Annotated in this window: 34 protein-coding genes and 3 pseudogenes; 4 read left to right on the forward strand and 33 right to left on the reverse strand. The window is 66.5% G+C overall.

The window, feature by feature from the left end; all coding sequences use genetic code 11:
- The 30 genes and pseudogenes from ACLVWQ_RS22200 to ACLVWQ_RS22345 all read right to left on the reverse strand — a co-directional run.
- A pseudogene (locus tag ACLVWQ_RS22200) lies at positions 1-216 on the reverse strand (DNA-directed RNA polymerase subunit alpha); the annotation flags it as partial.
- A 134-nt stretch (positions 217-350) separates the two neighbouring features.
- Positions 351-755: a 30S ribosomal protein S11 gene (rpsK, locus tag ACLVWQ_RS22205; protein ID WP_003956432.1), complete on the reverse strand. Its 405-nt coding sequence runs from the start codon at positions 753-755 to the stop codon at positions 351-353.
- 69 nt (positions 756-824) lie between these two features.
- Entirely contained in the window at positions 825-1,205 is a 381-nt protein-coding gene (gene rpsM / locus ACLVWQ_RS22210; protein WP_055513621.1) for a 30S ribosomal protein S13, read from the reverse strand.
- Positions 1,206-1,414: 209 nt separating this feature from the next.
- Positions 1,415-1,528 carry a 50S ribosomal protein L36 gene (gene rpmJ, locus ACLVWQ_RS22215; RefSeq protein WP_003974245.1) on the reverse strand — a complete coding sequence of 38 codons (114 nt, stop codon included), beginning with the start codon at positions 1,526-1,528 and terminating at the stop codon, positions 1,415-1,417.
- Positions 1,529-1,584: 56 nt separating this feature from the next.
- The gene (gene infA / locus ACLVWQ_RS22220) at positions 1,585-1,806 is read right to left on the reverse strand and encodes a translation initiation factor IF-1 (RefSeq protein ID WP_003948620.1); all 222 of its coding nucleotides are present in this window, start codon (positions 1,804-1,806) and stop codon (positions 1,585-1,587) included.
- 268 nt (positions 1,807-2,074) lie between these two features.
- Positions 2,075-2,911 (reverse strand): type I methionyl aminopeptidase, encoded by an 837-nt coding sequence (gene map / locus ACLVWQ_RS22225; RefSeq protein ID WP_414110860.1) that lies wholly within the window; start codon positions 2,909-2,911, stop codon positions 2,075-2,077.
- A gap of 156 nt (positions 2,912-3,067) precedes the next feature.
- Positions 3,068-3,757 (reverse strand): adenylate kinase, encoded by a 690-nt coding sequence (locus tag ACLVWQ_RS22230; RefSeq protein WP_414110861.1) that lies wholly within the window; start codon positions 3,755-3,757, stop codon positions 3,068-3,070.
- Entirely contained in the window at positions 3,757-5,070 is a 1,314-nt protein-coding gene (gene secY, locus ACLVWQ_RS22235) for a preprotein translocase subunit SecY (RefSeq protein ID WP_414110862.1), read from the reverse strand. Before secY ends, ACLVWQ_RS22230 begins: the two co-directional genes overlap by 1 nt.
- A gap of 331 nt (positions 5,071-5,401) precedes the next feature.
- On the reverse strand, positions 5,402-5,857 hold the full coding sequence (gene rplO / locus ACLVWQ_RS22240) for a 50S ribosomal protein L15 (protein ID WP_055513613.1): 456 nt from the start codon (positions 5,855-5,857) through the stop codon (positions 5,402-5,404).
- A gap of 2 nt (positions 5,858-5,859) precedes the next feature.
- Positions 5,860-6,042: a 50S ribosomal protein L30 gene (rpmD, locus tag ACLVWQ_RS22245; RefSeq protein WP_055513612.1), complete on the reverse strand. Its 183-nt coding sequence runs from the start codon at positions 6,040-6,042 to the stop codon at positions 5,860-5,862.
- Positions 6,043-6,044: 2 nt separating this feature from the next.
- The gene (gene rpsE / locus ACLVWQ_RS22250; RefSeq protein WP_055513610.1) at positions 6,045-6,647 is read right to left on the reverse strand and encodes a 30S ribosomal protein S5; all 603 of its coding nucleotides are present in this window, start codon (positions 6,645-6,647) and stop codon (positions 6,045-6,047) included.
- Positions 6,648-6,690: 43 nt separating this feature from the next.
- The gene (rplR, locus tag ACLVWQ_RS22255) at positions 6,691-7,074 is read right to left on the reverse strand and encodes a 50S ribosomal protein L18 (protein WP_414110863.1); all 384 of its coding nucleotides are present in this window, start codon (positions 7,072-7,074) and stop codon (positions 6,691-6,693) included.
- A 3-nt stretch (positions 7,075-7,077) separates the two neighbouring features.
- On the reverse strand, positions 7,078-7,617 hold the full coding sequence (rplF, locus tag ACLVWQ_RS22260) for a 50S ribosomal protein L6 (RefSeq protein ID WP_055513607.1): 540 nt from the start codon (positions 7,615-7,617) through the stop codon (positions 7,078-7,080).
- Positions 7,618-7,641: 24 nt separating this feature from the next.
- Positions 7,642-8,040 carry a 30S ribosomal protein S8 gene (rpsH, locus tag ACLVWQ_RS22265; protein WP_081218894.1) on the reverse strand — a complete coding sequence of 133 codons (399 nt, stop codon included), beginning with the start codon at positions 8,038-8,040 and terminating at the stop codon, positions 7,642-7,644.
- A gap of 235 nt (positions 8,041-8,275) precedes the next feature.
- On the reverse strand, positions 8,276-8,461 hold the full coding sequence (locus ACLVWQ_RS22270; protein ID WP_003948630.1) for a type Z 30S ribosomal protein S14: 186 nt from the start codon (positions 8,459-8,461) through the stop codon (positions 8,276-8,278).
- A gap of 5 nt (positions 8,462-8,466) precedes the next feature.
- The gene (rplE, locus tag ACLVWQ_RS22275) at positions 8,467-9,024 is read right to left on the reverse strand and encodes a 50S ribosomal protein L5 (protein ID WP_414110864.1); all 558 of its coding nucleotides are present in this window, start codon (positions 9,022-9,024) and stop codon (positions 8,467-8,469) included.
- On the reverse strand, positions 9,024-9,347 hold the full coding sequence (gene rplX, locus ACLVWQ_RS22280; protein ID WP_107022198.1) for a 50S ribosomal protein L24: 324 nt from the start codon (positions 9,345-9,347) through the stop codon (positions 9,024-9,026). Before rplX ends, rplE begins: the two co-directional genes overlap by 1 nt.
- A 2-nt stretch (positions 9,348-9,349) precedes the next feature.
- Positions 9,350-9,718 (reverse strand): 50S ribosomal protein L14, encoded by a 369-nt coding sequence (rplN, locus tag ACLVWQ_RS22285; protein ID WP_003992364.1) that lies wholly within the window; start codon positions 9,716-9,718, stop codon positions 9,350-9,352.
- 193 nt (positions 9,719-9,911) lie between these two features.
- Positions 9,912-10,199: a 30S ribosomal protein S17 gene (rpsQ, locus tag ACLVWQ_RS22290; RefSeq protein ID WP_414110865.1), complete on the reverse strand. Its 288-nt coding sequence runs from the start codon at positions 10,197-10,199 to the stop codon at positions 9,912-9,914.
- Positions 10,199-10,423, reverse strand: a complete 225-nt coding sequence (rpmC, locus tag ACLVWQ_RS22295) for a 50S ribosomal protein L29 (protein ID WP_003998824.1) — start codon at positions 10,421-10,423, stop codon at positions 10,199-10,201. The genes rpsQ and rpmC overlap by 1 nt, the downstream gene beginning before the upstream one ends.
- Positions 10,423-10,842, reverse strand: coding sequence for a 50S ribosomal protein L16 (gene rplP / locus ACLVWQ_RS22300; RefSeq protein WP_414110866.1), 420 nt, complete (start codon positions 10,840-10,842; stop codon positions 10,423-10,425). The genes rpmC and rplP overlap by 1 nt, the downstream gene beginning before the upstream one ends.
- A gap of 5 nt (positions 10,843-10,847) precedes the next feature.
- Positions 10,848-11,720 (reverse strand): 30S ribosomal protein S3, encoded by an 873-nt coding sequence (gene rpsC / locus ACLVWQ_RS22305; RefSeq protein ID WP_414110867.1) that lies wholly within the window; start codon positions 11,718-11,720, stop codon positions 10,848-10,850.
- Positions 11,720-12,067, reverse strand: a complete 348-nt coding sequence (gene rplV / locus ACLVWQ_RS22310) for a 50S ribosomal protein L22 (RefSeq protein WP_414110868.1) — start codon at positions 12,065-12,067, stop codon at positions 11,720-11,722. The genes rpsC and rplV overlap by 1 nt, the downstream gene beginning before the upstream one ends.
- A gap of 41 nt (positions 12,068-12,108) precedes the next feature.
- Positions 12,109-12,390 carry a 30S ribosomal protein S19 gene (gene rpsS, locus ACLVWQ_RS22315; RefSeq protein ID WP_006376029.1) on the reverse strand — a complete coding sequence of 94 codons (282 nt, stop codon included), beginning with the start codon at positions 12,388-12,390 and terminating at the stop codon, positions 12,109-12,111.
- A 12-nt stretch (positions 12,391-12,402) separates the two neighbouring features.
- Positions 12,403-13,239: a 50S ribosomal protein L2 gene (gene rplB, locus ACLVWQ_RS22320; RefSeq protein ID WP_055614926.1), complete on the reverse strand. Its 837-nt coding sequence runs from the start codon at positions 13,237-13,239 to the stop codon at positions 12,403-12,405.
- A gap of 39 nt (positions 13,240-13,278) precedes the next feature.
- Complete coding sequence (gene rplW, locus ACLVWQ_RS22325; protein ID WP_414110869.1) at positions 13,279-13,695, reverse strand: 50S ribosomal protein L23; 417 nt, start codon at positions 13,693-13,695, stop codon at positions 13,279-13,281.
- On the reverse strand, positions 13,695-14,360 hold the full coding sequence (rplD, locus tag ACLVWQ_RS22330) for a 50S ribosomal protein L4 (protein ID WP_414110870.1): 666 nt from the start codon (positions 14,358-14,360) through the stop codon (positions 13,695-13,697). The genes rplW and rplD overlap by 1 nt, the downstream gene beginning before the upstream one ends.
- Before the next feature lie 7 nt (positions 14,361-14,367).
- Entirely contained in the window at positions 14,368-15,012 is a 645-nt protein-coding gene (rplC, locus tag ACLVWQ_RS22335; RefSeq protein WP_414110871.1) for a 50S ribosomal protein L3, read from the reverse strand.
- Between the two features lie 14 nt (positions 15,013-15,026).
- The gene (gene rpsJ, locus ACLVWQ_RS22340) at positions 15,027-15,335 is read right to left on the reverse strand and encodes a 30S ribosomal protein S10 (protein WP_003948644.1); all 309 of its coding nucleotides are present in this window, start codon (positions 15,333-15,335) and stop codon (positions 15,027-15,029) included.
- 644 nt (positions 15,336-15,979) lie between these two features.
- Positions 15,980-16,418 (reverse strand): annotated as a pseudogene (locus ACLVWQ_RS22345) (putative T7SS-secreted protein); the annotation flags it as partial.
- 293 nt (positions 16,419-16,711) lie between these two features.
- On the opposite strand from ACLVWQ_RS22345, the gene ACLVWQ_RS22350 reads away from it, so the two are divergent.
- Entirely contained in the window at positions 16,712-16,945 is a 234-nt protein-coding gene (locus ACLVWQ_RS22350; RefSeq protein WP_414110873.1) for a hypothetical protein, read from the forward strand.
- 149 nt (positions 16,946-17,094) lie between these two features.
- On the opposite strand, the gene ACLVWQ_RS22355 is transcribed toward ACLVWQ_RS22350, so the two are convergent.
- Positions 17,095-17,913, reverse strand: a complete 819-nt coding sequence (locus ACLVWQ_RS22355; protein WP_414110874.1) for an SDR family NAD(P)-dependent oxidoreductase — start codon at positions 17,911-17,913, stop codon at positions 17,095-17,097.
- A gap of 782 nt (positions 17,914-18,695) precedes the next feature.
- On the opposite strand from ACLVWQ_RS22355, the gene ACLVWQ_RS22360 reads away from it, so the two are divergent.
- Positions 18,696-20,339, forward strand: a complete 1,644-nt coding sequence (locus ACLVWQ_RS22360; RefSeq protein ID WP_414110876.1) for a hypothetical protein — start codon at positions 18,696-18,698, stop codon at positions 20,337-20,339.
- Between the two features lie 21 nt (positions 20,340-20,360).
- Here the strand turns inward: ACLVWQ_RS22360 and ACLVWQ_RS22365 are convergent, their stop codons facing one another.
- Both ACLVWQ_RS22365 and ACLVWQ_RS22370 read right to left on the reverse strand, forming a co-directional pair.
- Positions 20,361-20,552, reverse strand: coding sequence for a DUF397 domain-containing protein (locus ACLVWQ_RS22365; RefSeq protein WP_414110877.1), 192 nt, complete (start codon positions 20,550-20,552; stop codon positions 20,361-20,363).
- Complete coding sequence (locus ACLVWQ_RS22370) at positions 20,549-21,397, reverse strand: helix-turn-helix domain-containing protein (protein ID WP_414110878.1); 849 nt, start codon at positions 21,395-21,397, stop codon at positions 20,549-20,551. The genes ACLVWQ_RS22365 and ACLVWQ_RS22370 overlap by 4 nt, the downstream gene beginning before the upstream one ends.
- A 140-nt stretch (positions 21,398-21,537) precedes the next feature.
- On the opposite strand from ACLVWQ_RS22370, the gene ACLVWQ_RS22375 reads away from it, so the two are divergent.
- Both ACLVWQ_RS22375 and ACLVWQ_RS22380 read left to right on the forward strand, forming a co-directional pair.
- Positions 21,538-22,032 carry an ATP-binding protein gene (locus ACLVWQ_RS22375; protein WP_414110879.1) on the forward strand — a complete coding sequence of 165 codons (495 nt, stop codon included), beginning with the start codon at positions 21,538-21,540 and terminating at the stop codon, positions 22,030-22,032.
- A gap of 286 nt (positions 22,033-22,318) precedes the next feature.
- Positions 22,319-22,740 (forward strand): annotated as a pseudogene (locus tag ACLVWQ_RS22380) (helix-turn-helix domain-containing protein); the annotation flags it as partial.

The following is a 22,740-nucleotide window of genomic DNA, read 5'->3' on the forward strand; positions in this document are numbered from 1 at the left end:
GTCCTCCTTGACGCCCGGCACGGTGGTGAACTCGTGCAGCACGCCGTCGATCCGGATGCTGGTGACAGCGGCTCCGGGGATCGAGGACAGGAGGGTGCGACGGAGGGAGTTGCCGAGGGTGTAGCCGAAGCCCGGCTCCAGCGGCTCGATCACGAACCGGGAGCGGAACTCGTCGACGACCTCTTCGGTCAGCGACGGGCGCTGAGCAATAAGCATGTTGCGATCCTTCAGTCAGGGGCGTCCGCTATTTGACGCCCTGATATGGAACAAGGGTACGGGCGATACGGCTCACAAGAGCCGTACCGCCCGAAATCCTCAAACCAAGCAACTGCGCACCCGACCCCGAGGGATCAGACGCGGCGGCGCTTGGGCGGACGGCAGCCGTTGTGCGGCGTGGGCGTCACGTCCTGGATCGAGCCGACCTCCAGGCCGGTGGCCTGCAGGGAGCGGATCGCGGTCTCACGACCGGAACCCGGACCCTTGACGAAGACGTCAACCTTGCGCATGCCGTGCTCCTGCGCGCGACGGGCGGCCGACTCGGCGGCCATCTGCGCGGCGAAGGGAGTGGACTTGCGCGAGCCCTTGAAGCCGACGTGGCCGGCGGAGGCCCAGGAGATCACGTTGCCCGAGGGGTCCGTGATCGAGACGATGGTGTTGTTGAACGTGCTCTTGATGTGCGCGTGGCCGTGAGCGACGTTCTTCTTTTCCTTGCGGCGCACCTTCTTGGCAGCGCCCTGACGACCCTTGGGGGGCATCTATAACTCCTACGGGGAGGTGGTCGGTCCTACAGCGAAGACCGCTGATGAAGCGTTGTCCGCTGAGGACTACTTCTTGCCCGGCTTCTTCTTGCCGGCGATGGCGCGACGCGGGCCCTTGCGGGTACGAGCGTTCGTGCTGGTGCGCTGGCCGTGCACGGGCAGGCCGCGACGGTGCCGCAGACCCTGGTAGCAGCCGATCTCGACCTTGCGGCGGATGTCGGCCTGAACCTCACGGCGGAGGTCACCCTCGGTCTTGAAGTTGTTGTCGACGTACTCGCGGATCCGGACCAGCTCCTCCTCGGAGAGGTCGCGGACGCGGGTGTCGGGGTTGACGCCGGTATCGGCCAGCGTCTTCTGGGAGAGGGTTCGGCCGATGCCGAACACGTAGGTGAGGGCAACCTCCACGCGCTTTTCGCGCGGGATGTCAACACCGGAAACGCGTGCCATTCAATGGCTCCAGTTGTCGTTCGGAGGTCTTCCGCAGAACCGGATCCCGCCCGCCGTCATCCTCTTCGATCGAGGACTCGGTACGAGTCGGGTCCCCGGCCTCCGACCGGGGGTGTCGGATCGCTGCGCACAGCGCATCCGGGCCCTGCGTATGAACATGTTTCGTGCGTCGCGCGAATTTCTGCGGGTGCAGAAGGTGCGGTCGTGCGTCAGCCCTGGCGCTGCTTGTGGCGCGGGTTGTCGCAGATGACCATGACCCGGCCGTGACGGCGGATCACCCTGCACTTGTCGCAGATCTTCTTGACGCTCGGCTTGACCTTCATGGTGAGGTTCTCCGGGTCAGTGCCATCGCCCCGCGGCAGCGGAGCACAGGCAAGATCTACTTGTACCGGTAGACGATCCGGCCACGCGTCAGGTCGTACGGAGACAACTCCACCACGACCCTGTCGTCAGGGAGGATGCGGATGTAGTGCATACGCATCTTGCCGCTGATGTGTGCCAGAACCTGGTGGCCGTTCTGGAGCTCAACCTTGAACATCGCGTTCGGAAGAGACTCGACGACAGTGCCCTCGATCTCGATGGCACCTTGCTTCTTGGCCACGCTTCGCCCTTCGAATCGACTACCTTGATCAACTCCGTGCTTACCACATGCAGACATGCGGATGCACGAGAGCCGACGAGTCAGTCTACGACAGGGCCCTCGGAAAGACGAATCGAGAAAGTCTGCCCCACGCCCAAGATCCCTAAGCGAAGGCTCCCCAGGGGCTCTCCAGGGCGCGGCCCCTAAGGGGGCGTGGGGAACTGCGCGACCGGCCACGGACGACCCGCAGCCGCCGCCCGGCAGCACCTGGCTCCCCCTGAGGGCGACCTCAGCCGAGAGGGTCGGGCGCAGCCACGATCCCGTACTCGGCCAACTTCGCCGCACCCCCGTCGGGCGCCGTGAGGACAAGCGGCCCCTCAGCCGTCAGCGCGACAGAGTGCTCCCAGTGCGACGACCACGTTCCGTCCGTCGTGATGACGGTCCAGTCGTCCGCGAGCACCTCCGTCCGCGGGGTGCCCAGCGACACCATCGGCTCGATCGCGAGGCAGAACCCGGGCACCAGCTTGGGGCCCTTGCCCCGGCGGCGCTCCACGTAGTTCAGCAGATGCGGGTCCATGTGCATCTCGGTCCCGATGCCGTGGCCGCCGTAGTCCTCGACGATGCCGTACTTGCCGCCGCCGGGCTTCGGCTGGCGCCGGATGTACGTCTCGATGGCCCGGGAGACGTCGACGAGCCGGTTGCCCAGCTTCATCGCCGCGATGCCGGCCCACATCGACTCCTCGGTCACCCGGGAGAGCTCAAGGAGCTCCGGAGCGTGACCGGAGCCCACGAAGACGGTGTACGCCGCGTCCCCGTGCCAGCCGTCGATGATCGCGCCCGCGTCGATCGAGATGATGTCGCCGTCCTTGAGGACCGCGTCGGTGCTCGGGATGCCGTGCACGACGACCTCGTTCAGCGAGGTGCAGATCGTGGCGGGGAAGCCGCCGTAGCCCAGGAAGTTCGACTTCGCGCCGTGCTCGTCGAGCACCTTGCGCGCGACCTGGTCGAGGTCGTGCGTCGTGGCACCGGGCACCGCGGCTTCCCGGGTCGCCTGGTGGACGGCGGCGACGACCAGGCCCGCCTCACGCATCTTGGCGATCTGCTCGGGGGTCTTGATCTGCACCATGAGGGCCCGCGCTCTCCGTCTTCTCTGCCTGCCGGAAACCAGTACGACTGGAAACCTCTGAACCGAAACCTGTGAACCTGTGAACCTGTGCATACAACAGTACGGCCGCGGCACCCGTCGAGGGCACCGCGGCCGGACCGGCCAGAACGACGACGACTACTTGTCGCCTTCGCCCTCGCTGTCGCTCTTGTCCTCGCGCTGACGCTTGAGGGCGTCCATCGCACGCTTGGTGACCTCGTCCACCTTGCCGAGCGCCGAGATCGTCACGACCAGGCCCTGAGCCCGGTAGTAGTCGATGATCGGCTCGGTCTGGGTGTGGTAGACCTCCAGGCGCTTGCGGACGGTCTCCTCGGTGTCGTCGTCGCGCTGGTACAGCTCGCCGCCGCAGGCGTCACAGACGCCTTCCTTCTCCGGCGGGCTGTACGTCACGTGGAAGACGTGACTCGAATCCTTGCGGCAGATGCGGCGGCCGGCGATGCGCTTGACCACCTCGTCCTCGGGGACCTCCAGGTCGAGCACCCCGTCCAGCTCCACACCGTCGGCCTTGAGGGCCTGGTCGAGCGCCTCGGCCTGCGAGACGTTCCGCGGGAAGCCGTCGAGCAGGAAGCCGTTCACGGCGTCCTGCTGCTCCATGCGGTCCTTGGCCATCGCGATGGTGACCTCGTCCGGTACGAGGTTGCCCTCGTCCATGTACGACTTCGCCAGCTTGCCCAGTTCCGTCTGCCGGCTGATGTTCGCACGGAAGAGGTCGCCCGTGGAGATGTGCGGGATCGACAGGTTCTTGGCTAGGAACGCGGCTTGCGTTCCCTTGCCCGCCCCGGGCGGCCCGACGAGGACGATTCGCATCAGCGGAGGAACCCTTCGTAATTGCGCTGCTGGAGCTGGCTCTCGATCTGCTTCACCGTCTCAAGACCGACACCCACGATGATCAGGATGCTGGTACCACCGAACGGGAAGTTCTGGTTTGCCCCGAAACCAACCAACGCCATCGTCGGTACGAGAGCGATCAGGCCCAGATACAGCGAACCCGGCCAGGTGATCCGGTTGAGTACGTATCCCAGGTACTCAGCGGTTGGCCGGCCGGCCCGGATGCCCGGGATGAAGCCACCATACTTCTTCATGTTGTCCGCGACTTCCTCGGGGTTGAACGAGATGGCCACGTAGAAGAAGGCGAAGAACACGATCAGCAAGAAGTATGTGCTGATGTAAATCGGGTGGTCGCCCTTGGTCAGGTTCTGCTCGATCCAGGTCTTCCAGCCGGACGTTCCACCTGCGAACTGGGCGATCAGCGCCGGGATGTAGAGCAGCGACGAGGCAAAGATCACAGGGATGATGCCCGCCTGGTTGACCTTCAGCGGGATGTACGTCGACGTGCCGCCGTAGGAACGGCGGCCGATCATGCGCTTCGCGTACTGGACCGGGATACGGCGCTGGGCCTGCTCGACGAAGACGACCAGGCCGACCATGACGAGGCCGACCGCGATGACGGTGCCGAACTCGATCCAGCCGTGCGCCAGGTTGCCCTGCTGCTTGATGGCCCACAGCGCGGACGGGAAGGTGGCGGCGATCGAGATGAACATCAGGATCGACATGCCGTTGCCGATGCCGCGGTCGGTGATGAGCTCACCGAGCCACATGACCATGGCCGTGCCCGCCGTCATCGTGATCACCATCGTGATGGTGACGAAGATCGACTGGTCCGGAACGATCTGGTTGGCGACCGGGCAGCTGGTGAACAGCGCACCGCTGCGCGCGGTGGCCACCAGGCCGGTGCCCTGCAGGATCGCCAGTGCCACCGTCAGATAACGGGTGTACTGCGTAATCTTCGCCGTACCGGCCTGGCCCTCCTTCTTGAGGGCCTCAAGGCGCGGGATCACGACGGTCAGCAGCTGCAGAATGATGCTCGCGGTGATGTACGGCATGATGCCGAGCGCGAAGATCGTGATCTGCAGCAGAGCGCCACCACTGAACATGTTGACCAGGCCGAACAGGCCTTGGTTCTGGCTCGCGTTGTCGATACAGATCTGGACGTTCTTGTAGTCGACACCGGGGATCGGGATGTGCGTGCCAACCCGATAGATCACGATGATGCCGAGCGTGAAGAGCAGCTTCTTGCGCAGGTCGGGCGTCTTGAACGCCCGGGCGAACGCGGTGAGCACGGTGCCTCCTGCGACCCCCGCGCAACAGCGTCAGAGGTGACGGTCTTGAGGTTCGACGAATAAGTAACGGACAGCTGACTAACAGTCAGGAGCCGCCTGGAGTTCCCTGGCGGCGCACCGGGCGAAAATTAGCAGCGCAGGCCACCTTACCGGCGACACCGCTTCCCTAGGGACTGTCGTTACATTCCAGTCTGCCGGGTGACGCCCGGTCCACCCTCAGGATGGACGGCGGGAGTGTGACGACAGCCCCCAGGAACGACCAACCGGGGATACCCCTTGAGTGGGGCACCCCCGGTCGGGTTCGCTCAAGTCATCGAGACGCCTGCTGAAATCAGACGAGCTCGGTGACGGTACCGCCGGCGGCGGTGATCTTCTCCTTGGCGGAGCCGGAGACGGCGTCGACCGTCACCTGCAGTGCCACGGAGATCTCGCCCTGGCCGAGGACCTTGACGAGGCTGTTCTTGCGAACCGCACCGTTGGCGACGAGCCCCTCGACGGTGACTTCGCCACCCTCCGGGTACAGCGCCGACAGCTTGTCGAGGTTCACGACCTGGTACTCGGTCTTGAACGGGTTCCGGAAGCCCTTGAGCTTCGGGAGACGCATGTGGAGGGGCATCTGGCCACCCTCGAAGCGCTCCGGAACCTGGTAACGCGCCTTCGTGCCCTTGGTACCACGACCGGCCGTCTTGCCCTTGGACGCTTCACCACGACCGACTCGCGTCTTCGCGGTCTTGGCGCCCGGGGCGGGACGGAGGTTGTGGATCTTGAGCGGGTTGTTCTCCGCCATGATCAGTCGACCTCCTCAACCGTCACGAGGTGGCGGACGGTGTGAACCATTCCGCGGAACTCGGGGCGGTCCTCCTTGACGACCACATCGTTGATCCGCTTGAGGCCAAGCGAACGAAGGGTGTCACGGTGGTTCTGCTTGCTGCCGATGAACGACTTCGTCTGCGTGATCTTGAGCTGGGCCATGATTACGCACCCGCTCCCGCACGTGCACGCAGGAGAGCCGCGGGGGCGACGTCCTCGAGGGGCAGACCACGGCGAGCCGCGATCTCCTCGGGACGCTGCAGGCCCTTGAGGGCCGCCACGGTCGCGTGCACGATGTTGATCGCGTTGGACGAGCCGAGCGACTTCGACAGGATGTCGTGGACGCCGGCGCACTCGAGCACAGCACGCACCGGGCCACCGGCGATGACGCCGGTACCGGGGGAAGCAGGCTTGAGCAGGACGACGCCCGCGGCCTTCTCGCCCGTGATCGGGTGCGGGATGGTGCCCTGGATACGGGGGACCTTGAAGAAGTGCTTCTTGGCCTCCTCAACACCCTTGGCGATGGCGGCCGGCACCTCCTTGGCCTTGCCGTAACCGACACCGACGGTGCCGTCACCATCGCCCACCACGACCAGCGCGGTGAAGCTGAAGCGACGACCACCCTTCACAACCTTGGCGACGCGGTTGATCGCGACGACGCGCTCAACGTACGCGGTCTTCTCGGCGGCAGCACCGCCGTCACGGCCCTTCCGGTCCCGCCGCTCGCCGCCACCGGCACCGCTTCCGCGGCGCTGGGGTCCAGCCATTGGAATTACCTCTCTCTGTTTCCGCTAGCTACGGAACCAGGACTCAGAACTTGAGTCCGGCTTCGCGGGCGGCGTCCGCCAGAGCGGCAATGCGCCCGGCGTACTGGTTGCCACCACGGTCGAATACGACAGCCTCGACCCCGGCGGCCTTGGCACGCTCGGCGACCAGGGCGCCGACCGACTTGGCCTGCGCGGACTTGTCGTCCTCGGCACCACGGATCGTCGTGTCCAGGGTGGACGCCGACGCGAGGGTGTGACCCTTCACGTCATCGATGACCTGGGCCACGATGTGGCGGTTCGAGCGCGTCACGACCAGGCGAGGCCGCTCAGCCGTACCCGAGATGTGCTTACGGATCCGGATGTGACGACGCTTGATGGCAGCACGCTTGTAAGCGTCGCCCTTAGCAATCTTGACACCGTATGCCATGGCTTACTTACCCGCCTTTCCGACCTTGCGCCGGACGACTTCGCCCTCGTACTTGACGCCCTTGGCCTTGTACGGGTCGGGCTTCCGCAGCTTGCGGATGTTGGCCGCAACCTCTCCGACCTTCTGCTTGTCGATTCCCTCGACCGAGAAGTGCGTCGGGTTCTCGACCTTGAACGAGATGCCCTCGGGCGCCTCGACCGTGATCGAGTGGCTGTAGCCGAGCGAGAACTCCAGGTTGGAGCCCTTCGCCAGGACGCGGTAACCCACACCGCTGATTTCGAGCTTCTTCACGTAACCCGTGGTCACGCCGGTGATCATGTTCGCCACCAGCGTGCGGGACAGGCCGTGCAGGGCCTTGTTCTGACGCTCGTCGTTCGGGCGGGTGACATTGAGAATGCCGTCCTCGCCCTTGGCGACCTCGATCGGCGCCGCGACGGTGTGGGAGAGGGCGCCCTTGGGGCCCTTCACCTGAACCGTGCGACCGTCGATGGTGACGTCCACGCCGGCGGGAACCGTGATGGGGAGCTTGCCAATACGCGACATAGCTGTTTCCTCCGTTCCCTTCCGCTACCAGACGTAGGCGAGAACTTCTCCGCCTACGCCCTTCTTGCCGGCCTGCTGTCCGGTGAGGAGACCGTGCGACGTGGAGATGATCGCCACGCCGAGGCCACCGAGCACCTTGGGCAGGGAGGTGGACTTCGCGTACACACGCAGACCCGGCTTCGAGATCCGCTTGATGCCCGCGATGGAGCGCTCACGGTTCGGGCCGAACTTCAGCTCGAGGACGAGCTTCTTGCCGACCTCGGCGTCCTCGACCTTCCAGCCGGTGATGAAGCCCTCCTGCTGGAGGATCTCCGCGATGTGAGACTTGATCTTGCTGTGCGGCATCGCGACATCGTCGTGGTACGCCGAGTTCGCGTTACGCAGACGAGTAAGCATGTCTGCGATGGGATCAGTCATGGTCATGAATTGGCCTTCGGCCTCTCTCGCCGGGGTTTCCTGTATGCGCCATCCCTCTCCCCACTCAGTGGCGGGACGGGTGCGGTGCGGGGACCTACGGCGTAGTAAGCGTTAACTAGTGGGCTGCGCCCACGGGCGTACGGGCGGTCAGACGCCCAACCCTCCAAGCCTAAGCCATGAAGGGGTGGGCATCTGACCGTACCCATTGCTTACCGAGAGTCCTGGTGTCCCGAAGCGGGATCTACCAGGAGCTCTTGGTCACGCCCGGCAGCTCGCCGCGGTGAGCCATCTCACGAAGGCACACGCGGCACAGGCCGAACTTGCGGTACACGGAGTGCGGGCGGCCGCAGCGCTGGCAACGGGTGTAGCCACGCACACCGAACTTGGGCTTACGAGCAGCCTTGGCAATCAGAGCCTTCTTCGCCATCTCGCTTACGCCTCCTTGAAGGGGAAGCCGAGGTGACGGAGAAGGGCACGGCCTTCGGCGTCGTTGGTCGCCGTGGTCACCACGGTGATGTCCATACCCCGGACGCGGTCGATCTTGTCCTGGTCGATCTCGTGGAACATGACCTGCTCGGTGAGACCGAAGGTGTAGTTGCCACGACCGTCGAACTGCTTGGGAGACAGACCACGGAAGTCGCGGATGCGCGGAAGCGCCAGCGACAGGGTGCGGTCCAGGAACTCCCACATGCGGTCGCCACGGAGTGTGACGTGGGCACCGATCGGCTGTCCCTCACGCAGCTTGAACTGCGCGATGGACTTGCGGGCCTTGGTCACGGCCGGCTTCTGACCGGTGATCGTGGTGAGGTCGCGAATGGCGCCGTCGATCAACTTGGAGTCGCGGGCGGCGTCGCCCACACCCATGTTGACCACGATCTTGACGAGGCCCGGGGTCTGCATGACGTTCTCGTACGAGAACTCTTCCTGCAGCTTGCCCGCGATCTCCTCGCGGTACTTCGCCTTGAGGCGCGGAATGGTGGTGGTAGCCATCAGATGTCCTCACCCGTCCGCTTGGCAACGCGGATCTTGTTGCCCTCGTCGTCGAAGCGGAAACCGACACGCGTGACGACCTTGTTCCCGTCCTTCTCCACGACCAGCTGGACGTTGGAGACGTGGACCGGAGCCTCGGTCGTGACAATGCCGCCGGCCTGCGAACCGCGAGCGGTGGGACCGGCCTTCGTGTGCTTCTTGACCCGGTTGACACCCTCGACCAGGACGCGCTCCTCGCGCGGGAAAGCGGCAATGACCTTGCCCTGCTTGCCCTTGTCCTTACCGGTGATGACCTGAACCAGGTCGCCCTTCTTGATCTTCATGCTTACAGCACCTCCGGCGCGAGCGAGATGATCTTCATGAACTTCTTCTCGCGCAGCTCACGGCCGACAGGGCCGAAGATACGGGTGCCGCGAGGGTCGCCGTCGTTCTTCAGAATGACGGCGGCGTTCTCGTCGAAGCGGATGTACGAGCCGTCCGGACGGCGACGCTCCTTGACGGTGCGAACGATGACCGCCTTGATGACGTCACCCTTCTTCACGTTGCCACCGGGGATCGCGTCCTTGACTGTGGCGACGATGACGTCACCGATGCCCGCGTAGCGGCGACCTGAGCCACCGAGCACACGGATGCAAAGGATTTCCTTCGCACCAGTGTTGTCGGCGACACGCAGTCGCGACTCCTGCTGGATCACGTCTATCTCCTGATTGTCTGCCGGTTCCCGCAGGGGCCTTCTGAGGGGCGCCCCGCGAGCCTGGCGGAACCGTCCTGCGGGCAGCCCCCGCAGGAATTACTTGGCCTCTTGTCGACGAACACCCGGCCGGGGACCGCGCACCTCACGGTGTGGCCCCCGGCTCGGGGCAGCGGGGGCAGCAGCCCCCGCTTGATTACTTCGCCTTCTCGAGGATCTCGACGATGCGCCAGCGCTTCGTCGCGGACAGCGGACGGGTCTCCATGATGACGACCCGGTCGCCGACGCCCGCGGCGTTCTGCTCGTCATGCGCCTTGAGCTTGTTCGTACGGCGGATGACCTTGCCGTACAGCGCGTGCTTGACGCGGTCCTCGACAGCGACGACGACGGTCTTGTCCATCTTGTCGCTGACGACCAGACCCTCGCGGGTCTTGCGGAAACCGCGGGCGGTCTTGGTCTCTTCAGTCACGTTGCTCTCGCTCATCAGGCGCTCTCCACCGTCTCGATGCCCAGCTCGCGCTCACGCATCAGGGTGTAGATCCGCGCGATGTCCTTGCGGACGGCCTTGAGCCGCCCGTGGTTCTCGAGCTGACCGGTCGCCGCCTGGAAGCGGAGGTTGAACAGCTCTTCCTTGGCTTCGCGAAGCTTCGCGAGAAGCTCCTCGTCACCCAGTTCGCGCAGCTCGGACGCCTTGGTACCGGCCGACATCACGCTTCACCTGCCTCGCGCTTGACGATCCGGCACTTCATCGGCAGCTTGTGGGCTGCGCGAGTGAGGGCCTCACGGGCGATCTTCTCGTTGGGGTAGGACAGCTCGAACATGACCCGGCCCGGGTGCACGTTCGCGACCCACCACTCGGGGGAACCCTTACCGGAACCCATGCGGGTCTCGGCGGGCTTCTTGGTCAGCGGGCGGTCCGGGTAGATGTTGATCCAGACCTTGCCGCCACGCTTGATGTGGCGGGTCATCGCGATACGAGCCGCCTCGATCTGGCGGTTCGTCACGTACGCCGGCGAGAGGGCCTGAATGCCGTACTCGCCGAACGCGACCGTCGTACCACCCTTGGCCTGACCGCGGCGCTTGGGGTGGTGCTGCTTGCGGTGCTTGACCCTACGAGGGATCAGCATTTCGGTCAGGCCTCCGTTCCGGTGCTCTCAGCCGGAGCGGCAGCGGCGGCGGGAGCCTCGGCCTTGGGGGCCTCGGCAGCCTGCTGCTGACCACTCTGGGCCCCCTGCTGCTGCGGCTTGCGGCCACGGCCGCCACGCTCGCCACCACGGCCACCACCACGGGCCGGGCGGTCGCCGCCGGCGCCACCACCGGCGCCACGGGCCGGGCGGTTGCCCGCACGGGCGGCGGCGTTCTCGGCGCGGACCTCGGCGATGTTCTTGACGTCGCCCTTGTAGATCCAGACCTTCACGCCGATGCGACCGAAGGTCGTCTTGGCCTCGAAGAAGCCGTAGTCGACGTTCGCGCGGAGCGTGTGCAGGGGCACACGGCCCTCGCGGTAGAACTCCGAGCGGGACATCTCGGCGCCGCCGAGACGGCCACCGCACTGGATCTTGATGCCCTTCGCGCCGGCCTTCATCGTGCCCTGCATGCTCTTACGCATGGCGCGACGGAAGGAGACGCGGGAGGACAGCTGCTCGGCAACGGCCTGGGCAACCAGCTGAGCATCGGTCTCGGGGCTCTTGACCTCGAGGATGTTCAGCTGGACCTGCTTGCCCGTGAGCTTCTCGAGGTCGCCGCGGATGCGGTCGGCCTCGGCGCCACGGCGGCCGATGACGATGCCGGGACGCGCGGTGTGGATGTCCACCCGCACGCGGTCACGGGTGCGCTCGATCTCGACCTTCGAGATGCCGGCGCGCTCCATGCCGGACGTCATCATCCGACGGATGGCGACGTCTTCCTTGACGTAGTCCTTGTACAGCTTGTCGGCATACCACCGGGACTTGAAGTCCGTGGTGATGCCGAGCCGGAACCCATGCGGGTTAACCTTCTGGCCCATTACCGGGTTCCTTCCTTGCTGCTGACGACCACGGTGATGTGGCTGGTCCGCTTGCGGATCCGGTAGGCGCGGCCCTGGGCGCGCGGACGGAACCGCTTCAGGGTCGGACCCTCGTCGACAAACGCCTCGGAGATGACGAGGCTGTCGGCGTCGGTGTGGTCGTAGTTGTGCGCGGCGTTGGCAATGGCGCTGTCAAGCACCTTGCCGACCGGCACGCTCGCGGCCTGCGGGGCGAAACGCAGGACCGCCTGAGCCTCCGTGGCATCCATGCCACGGATAAGGTCCACCACGCGGCGGGCCTTCATGGGCGTGACGCGGATGTACCGCGCCTGGGCCCTGGCTTCCATGGTTGTCCTTCCAGTGTCTGTCATGGTCATTCCACCCCGCGTTAGCGGCGCTTCGACTTCCGGTCGTCCTTGACGTGACCCCGGAAGGTGCGCGTCGGCGAGAACTCGCCGAGCTTGTGGCCGACCATCGACTCGGTGACAAACACCGGAATGTGGGTCTTGCCGTTGTGCACCGCGATCGTGTGGCCGAGCATGGCCGGGATGATCATCGAGCGTCGGGACCAGGTCTTGATGACGTTCTTGGAACCGGCTTCGTTCTGTACGTCCACCTTCTTGATCAGGTGGTCGTCGACGAAGGGCCCCTTCTTGAGACTGCGCGGCATCTAAACCCGCTCCTAGCGCTTCTTGTTCGTCTTGCGGCGGCGGACGATGTACTTGTTCGAAGCCTTCTTCGGCGAACGAGTACGACCCTCCTTCTGACCCCACGGCGAGACCGGGTGACGTCCACCGGAGGTCTTGCCTTCACCACCACCGTGCGGGTGGTCAACCGGGTTCATCGCCACACCGCGAACGGTCGGACGGACGCCCAGCCAGCGCTTGCGGCCGGCCTTGCCCCAGTTGATGTTCGACTGCTCGGCGTTGCCGACCTCGCCGACGGTGGCGCGGCAGCGCACGTCGACCAGGCGGATCTCTCCGGACGGCATGCGCAGGTGGGCCATCTGGCCCTCCTTCGCGAGCAGCTGCACGGAGGCACCGGCGGAGCGGGCGAACTTGGCGCCGCCACCGGGACGGAGCTCGATCGCGTGGATCGTGGTACCGACCGGGATGTTGCGCAGCGCCAGGTTGTTGCCCGGCTTGATGTCTGCCCCGGGACCGTTCTCGACGCGGTCGCCCTGCGACAGGTTGCGGGGGGCGAGGATGTAACGCTTCTCGCCGTCCGCGTAGTGCAGCAGCGCGATGCGCGCGGTGCGGTTGGGGTCGTACTCGATGTGCGCGACCTTCGCCGGCACGCCGTCCTTGTCATGGCGACGGAAGTCGATGACACGGTAGGCGCGCTTGTGTCCACCACCCTGGTGGCGAACGGTCACACGACCGGAATTGTTACGGCCGCCCTTGCTGTGCAGCGGGCGAACCAGCGACTTCTCCGGCGTGGACCGCGTGACCTCGACGAAGTCGGCGACGCTGGAGCCACGGCGGCCCGGCGTTGTCGGCTTGTACTTGCGGATTCCCATTTCTCAGTCCTCGTCCGATATTCGGACCAGGGCGCTCCGTTAGGAGGCCTGGCCGAAGATGTCGATACGGTCGCCCTCAGCGAGGGTCACGATGGCGCGCTTGGTGTCAGCACGCTTGCCGAAACCGCTCTTGGTCCGCTTGCGCTTCCCCTGGCGGTTGATCGTGTTGACCCCGGTGACCTTGACCGAGAAGACCGCCTGGACGGCCTGCTTGATCTGGGTCTTGTTGGCGCCCGGCGCGACGACGAAGGTGTACTTGCCCTCGTCGAGCAGCGCGTAGCTCTTCTCGGAGACGACCGGCTTGATGAGGACGTCACGGGGGTCCGTGAAGCTCTTGCTCGTCGGCGTCTCGACGGTGTTCTTGCCCTCGGCCTCGTGGCGCTTCGCCTTGGCGATGCGTGCGGCCTTGGCGGCCTTGGCCGCCTTGGGGGCGATGCTCGGGTGACGCGTAGCCATCAGGCCTCGCTCCCTTCGGTGTCGGCGGGCTCCGCGGAGGGTGCGCCGGACACGAAGGACTCGAGAGCGGCCTGGGTGAAGACCACGTCGTCCGAGACGAGAACGTCGTACGTGTTCAGCTGGCCCGGCACCAGGATGTGCACCTGGGGCAGGTTGCGCGCGGAGAGCAGCGCGGCCTCGTCGGCACGATCGATGACCAGGAGCACGTTCTTGCGCTCGCTGATCTTGCCGATCAGGCTCTTCGCGGCCTTGGTGGAGGGGGTCTCGCCCTCGACCACGCCGGAGACGACGTGGATACGAGCGTTGCGGGCCCGGTCGGTGAGGGCCTGGCGCAGGGCCGCGGCCTTCATCTTCTTCGGGGTCCGCTGCGAGTAGTCACGCGGCTGCGGGCCGTGGACTACGCCACCGCCGACGAACTGCGGGGCGCGGGTCGAGCCCTGGCGCGCACGGCCAGTGCCCTTCTGACGGTAGGGCTTCCTACCGCCACCACGGACCTCGGCGCGCGTCTTGGTCTTGTGCGTGCCCTGGCGGGCAGCGGCCAGCTGGGCGACAACGACCTGGTGAAGCAGCGGGATGCTGATCTTCTCGACGTCGAAGATCTCCGCGGGGAGCTCGACCGTCCCGGTCTTGTCGCCTGCCGGCGAAAGGATGTCAACAGTGCTCATCGTTACCTCAGGCCCCCTTGGCCGCGGTGCGGACCAGGATGAGGCCGCCGTTCGGACCAGGGATGGCTCCCTTGATGAGGAGCAGTCCCTTCTCCGCGTCAACGGCATGGACGGTCAGGTTCTGGGTGGTGACCCGCTCATTACCCATGCGACCCGCCATGCGCATGCCCTTGAAGACACGGCCGGGGGTGGCGCAGCCACCGATGGAGCCGGGAGAGCGGTGCTTGCGCTGGACACCGTGTCCGGCGCCGAGGCCATGGAAGTTGTGACGCTTCATGACACCGGCGAAGCCCTTGCCCTTGCTCTTGCCGGTCACGTCCACCTTCACGCCGGCCTCGAAGACCTCAGCGGAGATCTCCTGACCCAGCGTGTACTCGGAGGCGTCCGCGGTGCGGATCTCGACGAGGTGGCGGCGGGGAGTGACGTCGGCCTTGGCGAAGTGGCCCTTGAGGGGCTTGTTCACCTTGCGAGGGTCGATCTCGCCGTAGGCGATCTGGACCGACTCGTAACCGTCGGAGTCGTTCGTACGGACCTGGGTCACGACGTTCGAGCCGGCCTTGACGACGGTGACCGGAACAACACGGTTGTTCTCGTCCCACACCTGCGTCATGCCGAGCTTCTCGCCCAGGATGCCCTTGATCTGCTTAGCCATTCAGACCACCGCCCCTAGAGCTTGATCTCGATGTCGACACCGGCCGGGAGGTCGAGTCGCATCAAAGAGTCAACGGTCTTGGGGGTCGGGTCGAGAATGTCGATCAGGCGCTTGTGCGTGCGCATCTCGAAGTGCTCGCGAGAGTCCTTGTACTTGTGCGGCGACTTGATGACGCAGTACACGTTCTTCTCAGTGGGCAGCGGCACCGGGCCTGCGACCGACGCACCAGTGCGCGTCACCGTCTCGACGATCTTCTTCGCCGACGAATCGATGACCTCGTGGTCGTAGGCCTTGAGCCGGATGCGGATCTTCTGTCCCGCCATGGCTACTCAGTAGTCCTTTGTCTCGTTAAACCGCTCCGGAACCCGAGGGTTCGCGTCCCCGCCTCCGACCCACGCGGTCGGGTGTGTCGCGCCCTCACCGACAGAGATATCCACGGGTGGATTTTCCCTACCAGGGACGCGGCCCATCCCAAAGACGACCGCAGGACCGGGGGCCGAACACCCACCGGGCGCCTGGTCGGTACCCCGCTGACACTTCCCGGAAGATTCCCGTACGTCCGCCCCAGCGCTGCCTTTCGGCAGTTGGAGCGACGAGTACTGTGGGACTCGCTTCCGGTCCTCCCGGCGGGAGGCGCGCAGCATCGGCACTCAACCGAGCAACCCCGACAGTCTGCCACACGGGTCGCTGCGCTGGCCAATCGAGCCGGAGAGGATACCCCCGAGGGGTCGCGGGTCAAACACGGGCTCGCCCGAGAGGCCGTCCGACCTGCCACGACGCCCCTGACCGGTGATGCCGAGGCGTGGCCTTCCGGGGCATCGCTGCCCGCGTAGATGATCTCCCGCCCACCAGGGTCTCGCACCTGTCTGCGCTCACGACACGATCGCGGCCGCGGCGACTCGCGACGAGCGGGCCCGCTCCCCTTCGACCCTGTCGACCCCGTCGGCCGGCTCCTCAGCTCCGGGGGCTTCGCCTCCCCGGCCGCGTCCTTACGCATCGCGCGGGCGTCGCCGGCCATCTTCTTCGCCGCGTCGCGAGCACTCTGGACGTCCCGGGTGGCGGCACGGACGTTCGACTCGTCCGACTTCTCGACGTCCTTGCCACCGGTCGGGTCGTCCTTGTACTTGTTCGCTTCCTTATTGGCCCGGGTCACCCACGAATCGGCCGACGACAGCCGGGGCTCGGCGGGAGAGATCCGCCTGGGCTTCACGCCCCTTGGCGAGCGCCTTGTCGGCCAGGGCCTGCGCGCGTTCGAGCTTCGGCCAGTACGCGGCCAGCGCTTCCCCGGCCAGGGCGTACGACTTCTTCAGCTTCATCAAGTTCTTCGGCACCCCGGAGAACTCGTCCCGGAACACCTCCGCCGTCTTGCCCACCATCGACAGGACAGCGTCCTCCCCCGCCATCCCCGTGAACGAGTGCTCGACCACTTGAACCACGGCGGCAACTGTCGGAACGGCACGAAGGTCAGCCGCGCCGCCGCCCCCGCCGCGGTGAACGCGAACTCGCGCTGAGCGGGATCCGGCAACCTCATCCCCCGGACGATCCGAGGCGACGCCTCCGCCAGGGAGCAGTTGAAGGCCAGCCCGATCGCGGCGGAGCCAAGAGAGTCCTCGCCTCGTTCGTCCCATTCGGCACCACAGCCTGCCTTTCCCATCTGTTCCGCCGGTATCGATCGGAATCCGGGCGGAGGACGCTCGGCATGTGGCAGGCCGGCCCGCCGACCGCGGTCACGTGGTCCTGCTCACCGGGCGCGAGCACGATGCTGGTCCGCCGGATCGTCAACGGGACCGTCGTACAGACGACGAAGGCACTCGCACTGTGCGCGGGGCCGTCGTTGTCGGCCAGGTCCACCCGCCACCGGCCGTTCGTGTCGACGTCCATCCTGCTGGTGGAGAGGAAGAGCCGGCGGCGGCCTGCTTGGCGGCGTCCGTGATGTTGCTGACCTCGACGGCCCAGCCGTTGCCCGATGCCGCCGAGTTGAAGATGGAGGACCCCTGACCGGTCGTTCCGGACGGTGTACGGCCGAGCCGGCGCGTCCTCGTCGACAGCCAGGGCCTGCCCCCGGCCCCGCCCCCGTCGATGTCAGGCTCGCAGGCCGCCAGAAGCGGTGAGGCGCTCCCCGGTGACCCATGCGGCGTCGTCGGAGGCGAAGAAGACCGCCGCCCGCGCCAGATCCTCGGGCTGACCGATACGTCCCAGGGGGGTGCGCTCGACCATGTCCGTCTCGGCGTCACTGCCGATGAAGCCGGCCGCGTGGATACCTTCCGTCTCCACACCACCAGGGGCCAGGGTGTTCACTCGGATCCCGCGAGGGCCGAGCTCGGCGGCCAGGACGCGGGTCAAGGCATCGACGGCGCCCTTCGTCGCGGCGTACACCGACATCCCCGGCACCGCGCGGGCGCTGTCCAGCGATCCGATGTTGATGACCGTCCCGCCCTCGGACCCGAAGTACTTGAGGGCTTCCTGGATCGTACGGATCGGTCCGGTCACGTTGACGGAGAGCTGACGGTCGATCTCCTCCTGCGTGACGGTCTCCAGCGGCTGTGGGTAATAGACACCGGCGTTGTTGACGAGGATGTCGAACCGGCCGTACACGTCCACGGTCCTGGCGAAGAGGCGCTCTACATCCAACGGCACCGACACGTCGCCCTGTACGGCGATCGCGGTCCCCCCTCGCGCCTGGATGTCCCGCACCACCCGCTCGGCATCGGCGGCACTGGAGGCGTAGTTGACCACGACCGACGCTCCGGCCGCGGCGAATTCCCGCGCGATGCCCGCCCCGATGCCCTTCGAAGCACCCGTCACGAGCGCGACCTTTCCCGCCAGTCTCGAATCGGCGCTCTTCGGCGGCGGCGATACTCCGTCGCCGCCGCCACGGCCGGCATCTGTCTGATCCACCATGACTGCCACTCCACTCCCGCCCATAACGGCTCCCGCCCTGATGGCCACCGCTTTCGGCGGCGGCGATCCACCGGACACGCGCCACGTTAGGATCCGCGAGACATAGAGGCAAATAGTGTTAACACATGCTTGGGATTGAAATTGCCTATACCGTCGGCCAATGGCCAGTGGACGGCAAAACGGATGACCTGCGGCCGAGGAACAGTGCGGATGGCTGACAGGCAACCGCCATGACGCACTACACAGACCTGACTCGTGGGCTGGCTGAGCCTCGGCAGGACGCATGCGAAGGGGGTCTCCGCCGCCGGGCTTGGCCGACAGGCTGACGCACATGACCCGCACGCATCGAGCCCAGCAGTCGCGTGGCTTTCACAGGTGCCCTTGGTGTGCTTCGCGGCTCATCAGACCACGCGCCGGCTGTCCGCAGGGAAGCGCGGAGATCCGGGTCATGGGCGAAGGAGTCGCCTACGCCGCCCCGGAGCTGATCGCCCACTACGTCGAAACCCACCACTACTTGCCGCCTGCGGACTTCGTACACGCGGTACTGCCGCCTGACGCTTCCTGCTGAGACTCGGAAGCTCATGGCCGGGCGGGGCCGGACCGGGCAGAGCAGAGCGTGGTGAGGCTCGACAGCTCATCGCGGCCTCTCCCCTCCGTCCACCCCACCGCCCCCACCACACGCTTCCCACAGCATCCGTACGGAATTTCCCCGCCGCTCCCTTTCCGTTAGCCCGGTTTGACTACCTTCGCCTCGCCCGGTCCGGTACTGGAGAGGCCCATAGATGACCACCCCGATCCACCGCACCTCGACACGGCGGTCCTCGACCGTCCTGACGTCGGCCCGGCAGCGGCAGGAAGGGAGCCGGAGCGGAAGCCGGCCCGGGAGCAGTTCGTCCGCTCGCCCGACGGAGCGCGCCGTCCTCGAGATGCAGTCCCGCGCCGGCAACCGGGCCACGACCGCGGCGGTGCAGCAAGCCCGGGGCACCGAGGGAGTCCGGGACACCGAGGGAGTCCGGGGCACCGAGGGGGTCCGGGACGCCGAGGGAGAGAGGGCGCCGGAGAGCGGAGCCGCGCCCGCCGGAGCGAAGAAGAAGAAGGACTACCGCGACCGGATCTCCGCGCTCCTCGACCGGTTCAAGAAGAATCTCGAACCCATCGACACCTTCATCAAGGGCTTCCAGACCCCCACCAACGCCGCCTTCACCCAGCAGGCCGCAGTCGGGGCCAATGAAGGCCTCAAGCACTCCGCCGCCGCCTCGGGAGCCTCCGCAGCGTCGGGGAACCTCCTCACGGAGGCCACCGGCGCCGTGGTCAGCGGCATGGACGCGTACAAGAACATGAAGACCGCCAAGCAGCAGGAGAGCGGGGCCGGCCACCACACGGCGGGGAAGAAAGCCAAGGTCAAGGGTGCCGACGCGATGGTCGGCACCGTCGGTACGGCAAGCTACAGCGCCGCCATCGCCAAGGAAGTGACCAAGGTCCAGAAGGCGGCGGACGCCGCGGTGTCGTCCGAGGCGAGCGGTATCGCCAGCGCCGGCCTCGGCACGATCAAGGGCATGCGGTCCGCCTTCCGCGTCGGGGGCGCGGCCCGCAAGTACAAGAAGATCAAGAACCTGGGAGATCCCAACGTCGTCCACGCGGGGTCACTGGCCCGGCTGAACGAGTCGCGGGAGCAGGCCGACTGGGCCGCGGCGGAGGCCTACGTCACGCTGGACGCCTACTGGAACCACGACGGCCCGGAACGGCTGGAGCTCGTAGCCGAGGCCATCGACGCCGTCTGGGAGGCGATGGGCGAAGCCCGGGACGCCACCGAGAGCCTCCAGCGCGCCGAAAGAGACGTGGAAAGGCTGAACACGGTACAGCAGTACGCGAAGAAGAAGCAGCTCACCAAGATAGGAAAGGAGACCGTCGGCGGCGGGGGTGAGTCCGTCAAGGCCGCGGCCGGCGTCGTGACGGCGGTCGCGGCAACGACGGTCGGCCTGGCGAGCAACCCCGTCGGATGGGGCCTCGCCAGCGCCGGGGCCGGCCTCGTTTTCACCGTCACCATGTACAAGGCACTCCGCGCCGCGACGAAGCGCTACGAAGAGGTCCACCACCCCGAACGCTGGGCGGCGGAGGGCGAGGAGTCGCCGCAGGCCGCCTCCCGCAAGAAGTCGCTGGCGTACGCCCTGAAGTTCTGGAAGAAGGTGTCGAAGGGCGAACGCCAGGCCATGGCCCGCGAGATCTACGCCCTGGCCGCGGGCCCCGCCGTCTCCGGGGGTACGACGGCCGAGATGCGGGAGTCCGCCCGGTCGCTCCTCGACGCCCTCAAGTGCGGCCCCGCGAAGCACAACCTGGCCCCGGAAGCATGGGCGGAGACCCTCAACGACCCGTCGAAGAGCGCCGGTTGGATCCAGGAGATAGCGGAGCAGCTGGCCTCAGGATGACCGACCCGTACCACCCACCGGTTACGGGACCGTCGGCAGCCCCGCCAGGAACGGCACCCAGGCCGCACGGCTCAGCACGAGCCTGGGGCCGTCGACGTTCTTGGAGTCCCGCACGTGAATGGCGGCGGGGGCGGTGGCTATCTCGACGCAGTCATTGATATCGCCGCTGTCGCTGTAGCTGCTCTTGAACCAGTGAAGTTCCGAGGCGCTCATAGTTCTCCCAGCGTTCGCTCGATGAAGGCCAGCGACTCCCTCGGGGTGAGGGCCTGCGCCCGGATCATGCCATAACGCAGTTCCAGGATACGAAGGTCCCTTGGACTTGAGACCGGGCGGCCGTTGAAAGCTCCTGGACAACGACCGATCGCAGTACCATCGGCGAACTTCAACACCTGGATCAGACCGTGCACCCCAGCGTGCTCCTCCCGCTCGGTCGGCATGACCTGGAGCGTGATGCTTCTCAACTGCCCCAGTTCCAGAAGGTATTCGAGCTGTCGGCGCAGCACCGATCTCCCACCGAGAGGGCGCTCCAGCGTTACCTGTTCCTGGACGAAACTGAGCGTCGGAGCAGTCTCCCGCTGGAAGATCGACTTCCGGGCCATGCGCGCGGAGAGGCCCCGCTCCACCTCATCCGGAGAGTACGCAGGCTGCACCATTTCGATCAGCGCCCGCGCATATTCCGGCGTCTGCAACAACCCCTGGATGTTGTGGTTGCTGTACTGCATCAACTCGACCGCCCGGTCCTCCAGCTTCTTCAGCTCCCGCACCTTCTGCGGATACCGAGCCTTCTCCACATCCTCCCTGAACGCGATGAGATGCCCGCCCGCGTTCAGGATCTCGTCGGCCCGGTCCAGGAACTCCGGTCGCGGGATCCGGGCCCCACGCTCGATCTTGCGGACCATGTCCTCGCCGTACCCGAGGGCTTGGCCGAACTCGGCGACCCGCATCCCGGCCGCCTCCCGGCAGATCCGGACCAGTCGCCCGACGGCCTCCACCAACGGCGCGCTCTCATCCCCGGGTTCGAGGTCCCAGCCCGCCTCATCCACACCTTCACCAGTCATGCCCACCCACCTCCAACGCCCACCGGTACCCCCACGACACCCGAGACAGCCAAGACAGAGCGAGACAACGGCGAGACGGTTCCGATACGCACAGTTGTCATCGCAGTTCAGAGTAGGCAGCTTCCGCCACCCTGAGTGACATGAATCAAGAAACTGCCCAACCCTCGCCCCTGCTCGACTGCACCATCCGCAACTTCAGCGTGCTCCTGTCCCCCACACCCCGCGGCGCCCGCCTGGCCCGTCGGCTCACGACCGAGCAACTCCGTGCCTGGGAACTCCCGTTGGACCCGGACCGCGCGGAGCACATCGTGGCCGAGCTGGCGGCCAACGCCATCACCCACGGACGCGTACCCGGCCGCGACTTCCGGCTCACGCTGTACGTGATCGGCGGCACCCTCCGCATCGAGGTGACCGACGCCCGCGGCGACCAGCCGGTCCCACGCCCCCAACACCTGACACTCACAGCCGAGTCGGGCCGGGGCCTGGCCATCGTCGAGGCACTCGCCGACCGCTGGGGCGTCGTCCCTGGCCCACCCCCACGCAAGACGGTCTGGGCCGAGATCAACCCCGTACCGCACCCCACTGCCGCGCCCGCGTCCGCGCCCACCGGCACCCGGAGTTTCCCGTCCCGGTAAATGACAGACCGGCCCCGCACGACATCAAAGCTTTTCAAGAACTTCGGGAGAGAACCCGACCAAACCCAACCCACCCCGTCCGTAGGACAACCCTCACCGACCCCCCTCGTCAGCACCGCGAGGCGGGGTCGCCCACAAGGGTGACAATCGCCGGCTCAGCTGGAATTCCGTCCGGTTGGCGGGCATATGCTCGCCCCGCGACACAACTCCAGAAAACACGTCGGCCCCCGGCCGGGACTGCAATCCCGATCGAGGGCCTGACCACCGAGAAGCAAAGGCCTTCCCGATGGATAAGCAGAACCCTAGCGCGCCTCCGTGCGCCCAGCCCCGGATTCCGCGTCCCGATTCGCATCCGCATCCGCATCCGCATCCGCGAGGCATCACGCACGTCAACGTCCGCCACACCACCCGCTTCACGGTGATCGGCAACCACCTCGCCCAGCACGCGCAGCTGTCCGCGCTGGCGATCGGACTCGGCGTCCACATCCAGTCGCTGCCCACCGGTGCCCGCGTCGACATCAAGACGCTCGCGGCCCGTTTCCCCGAGGGCGAGACGAGGATCGCGGCGGCCCTGCGGGAGCTGGAGGCGCACGGCTACCTCTCCCGCACCCGCGAACGCCTGCCGAGCGGCCGAGTGGTCACGCACACGGTGTCGTACAACCAGCCGAGAACCACCGAGCCCCAGAAACCGCACCCCCAATCACCCCC

It is taken from the genome of Streptomyces sp. CWNU-52B (assembly GCF_047444975.1).
In the GTDB taxonomy this organism is placed as follows: Bacteria; Actinomycetota; Actinomycetes; order Streptomycetales; family Streptomycetaceae; genus Streptomyces.

Bases quoted from the DNA above. Each gene is read 5' to 3' on its own strand.
- rpsK (WP_003956432.1), bottom strand. From the start codon at position 755: ATGCCCCCCAAGGGTCGTCAGGGCGCTGCCAAGAAGGTGCGCCGCAAG.
- rpsM (WP_055513621.1), bottom strand. From the start codon at position 1,205: ATGGCACGCGTTTCCGGTGTTGACATCCCGCGCGAAAAGCGCGTGGAG.
- rpmJ (WP_003974245.1), bottom strand. From the start codon at position 1,528: ATGAAGGTCAAGCCGAGCGTCAAGAAGATCTGCGACAAGTGCAGGGTG.
- map (WP_414110860.1), bottom strand. From the start codon at position 2,911: ATGGTGCAGATCAAGACCCCCGAGCAGATCGCCAAGATGCGTGAGGCG.
- ACLVWQ_RS22230 (WP_414110861.1), bottom strand. From the start codon at position 3,757: ATGCGAATCGTCCTCGTCGGGCCGCCCGGGGCGGGCAAGGGAACGCAA.
- rplO (WP_055513613.1), bottom strand. From the start codon at position 5,857: ATGGCGGAGAACAACCCGCTCAAGATCCACAACCTCCGTCCCGCCCCG.
- rpmD (WP_055513612.1), bottom strand. From the start codon at position 6,042: ATGGCCCAGCTCAAGATCACGCAGACGAAGTCGTTCATCGGCAGCAAG.
- rpsE (WP_055513610.1), bottom strand. From the start codon at position 6,647: ATGGCTGGACCCCAGCGCCGCGGAAGCGGTGCCGGTGGCGGCGAGCGG.
- rplR (WP_414110863.1), bottom strand. From the start codon at position 7,074: ATGGCATACGGTGTCAAGATTGCTAAGGGCGACGCTTACAAGCGTGCT.
- rplF (WP_055513607.1), bottom strand. From the start codon at position 7,617: ATGTCGCGTATTGGCAAGCTCCCCATCACGGTTCCCGCCGGCGTGGAC.
- rpsH (WP_081218894.1), bottom strand. From the start codon at position 8,040: ATGACCATGACTGATCCCATCGCAGACATGCTTACTCGTCTGCGTAAC.
- ACLVWQ_RS22270 (WP_003948630.1), bottom strand. From the start codon at position 8,461: ATGGCGAAGAAGGCTCTGATTGCCAAGGCTGCTCGTAAGCCCAAGTTC.
- rplE (WP_414110864.1), bottom strand. From the start codon at position 9,024: ATGGCTACCACCACCATTCCGCGCCTCAAGGCGAAGTACCGCGAGGAG.
- rplX (WP_107022198.1), bottom strand. From the start codon at position 9,347: ATGAAGATCAAGAAGGGCGACCTGGTTCAGGTCATCACCGGTAAGGAC.
- rpsQ (WP_414110865.1), bottom strand. From the start codon at position 10,199: ATGAGCGAGAGCAACGTGACTGAAGAGACCAAGACCGCCCGCGGTTTC.
- rpmC (WP_003998824.1), bottom strand. From the start codon at position 10,423: ATGTCGGCCGGTACCAAGGCGTCCGAGCTGCGCGAACTGGGTGACGAG.
- rplP (WP_414110866.1), bottom strand. From the start codon at position 10,842: ATGCTGATCCCTCGTAGGGTCAAGCACCGCAAGCAGCACCACCCCAAG.
- rpsC (WP_414110867.1), bottom strand. From the start codon at position 11,720: ATGGGCCAGAAGGTTAACCCGCATGGGTTCCGGCTCGGCATCACCACG.
- rplV (WP_414110868.1), bottom strand. From the start codon at position 12,067: ATGGAAGCCAGGGCCCAGGCGCGGTACATCCGCGTCACGCCCATGAAG.
- rpsS (WP_006376029.1), bottom strand. From the start codon at position 12,390: ATGCCGCGCAGTCTCAAGAAGGGGCCCTTCGTCGACGACCACCTGATC.
- rplB (WP_055614926.1), bottom strand. From the start codon at position 13,239: ATGGGAATCCGCAAGTACAAGCCGACAACGCCGGGCCGCCGTGGCTCC.
- rplW (WP_414110869.1), bottom strand. From the start codon at position 13,695: ATGGCTACGCGTCACCCGAGCATCGCCCCCAAGGCGGCCAAGGCCGCC.
- rplD (WP_414110870.1), bottom strand. From the start codon at position 14,360: ATGAGCACTGTTGACATCCTTTCGCCGGCAGGCGACAAGACCGGGACG.
- rplC (WP_414110871.1), bottom strand. From the start codon at position 15,012: ATGGCTAAGCAGATCAAGGGCATCCTGGGCGAGAAGCTCGGCATGACG.
- rpsJ (WP_003948644.1), bottom strand. From the start codon at position 15,335: ATGGCGGGACAGAAGATCCGCATCCGGCTCAAGGCCTACGACCACGAG.
- ACLVWQ_RS22350 (WP_414110873.1), top strand. From the start codon at position 16,712: ATGTGGCAGGCCGGCCCGCCGACCGCGGTCACGTGGTCCTGCTCACCG.
- ACLVWQ_RS22355 (WP_414110874.1), bottom strand. From the start codon at position 17,913: ATGGTGGATCAGACAGATGCCGGCCGTGGCGGCGGCGACGGAGTATCG.
- ACLVWQ_RS22360 (WP_414110876.1), top strand. From the start codon at position 18,696: ATGACCACCCCGATCCACCGCACCTCGACACGGCGGTCCTCGACCGTC.
- ACLVWQ_RS22365 (WP_414110877.1), bottom strand. From the start codon at position 20,552: ATGAGCGCCTCGGAACTTCACTGGTTCAAGAGCAGCTACAGCGACAGC.
- ACLVWQ_RS22370 (WP_414110878.1), bottom strand. From the start codon at position 21,397: ATGACTGGTGAAGGTGTGGATGAGGCGGGCTGGGACCTCGAACCCGGG.
- ACLVWQ_RS22375 (WP_414110879.1), top strand. From the start codon at position 21,538: ATGAATCAAGAAACTGCCCAACCCTCGCCCCTGCTCGACTGCACCATC.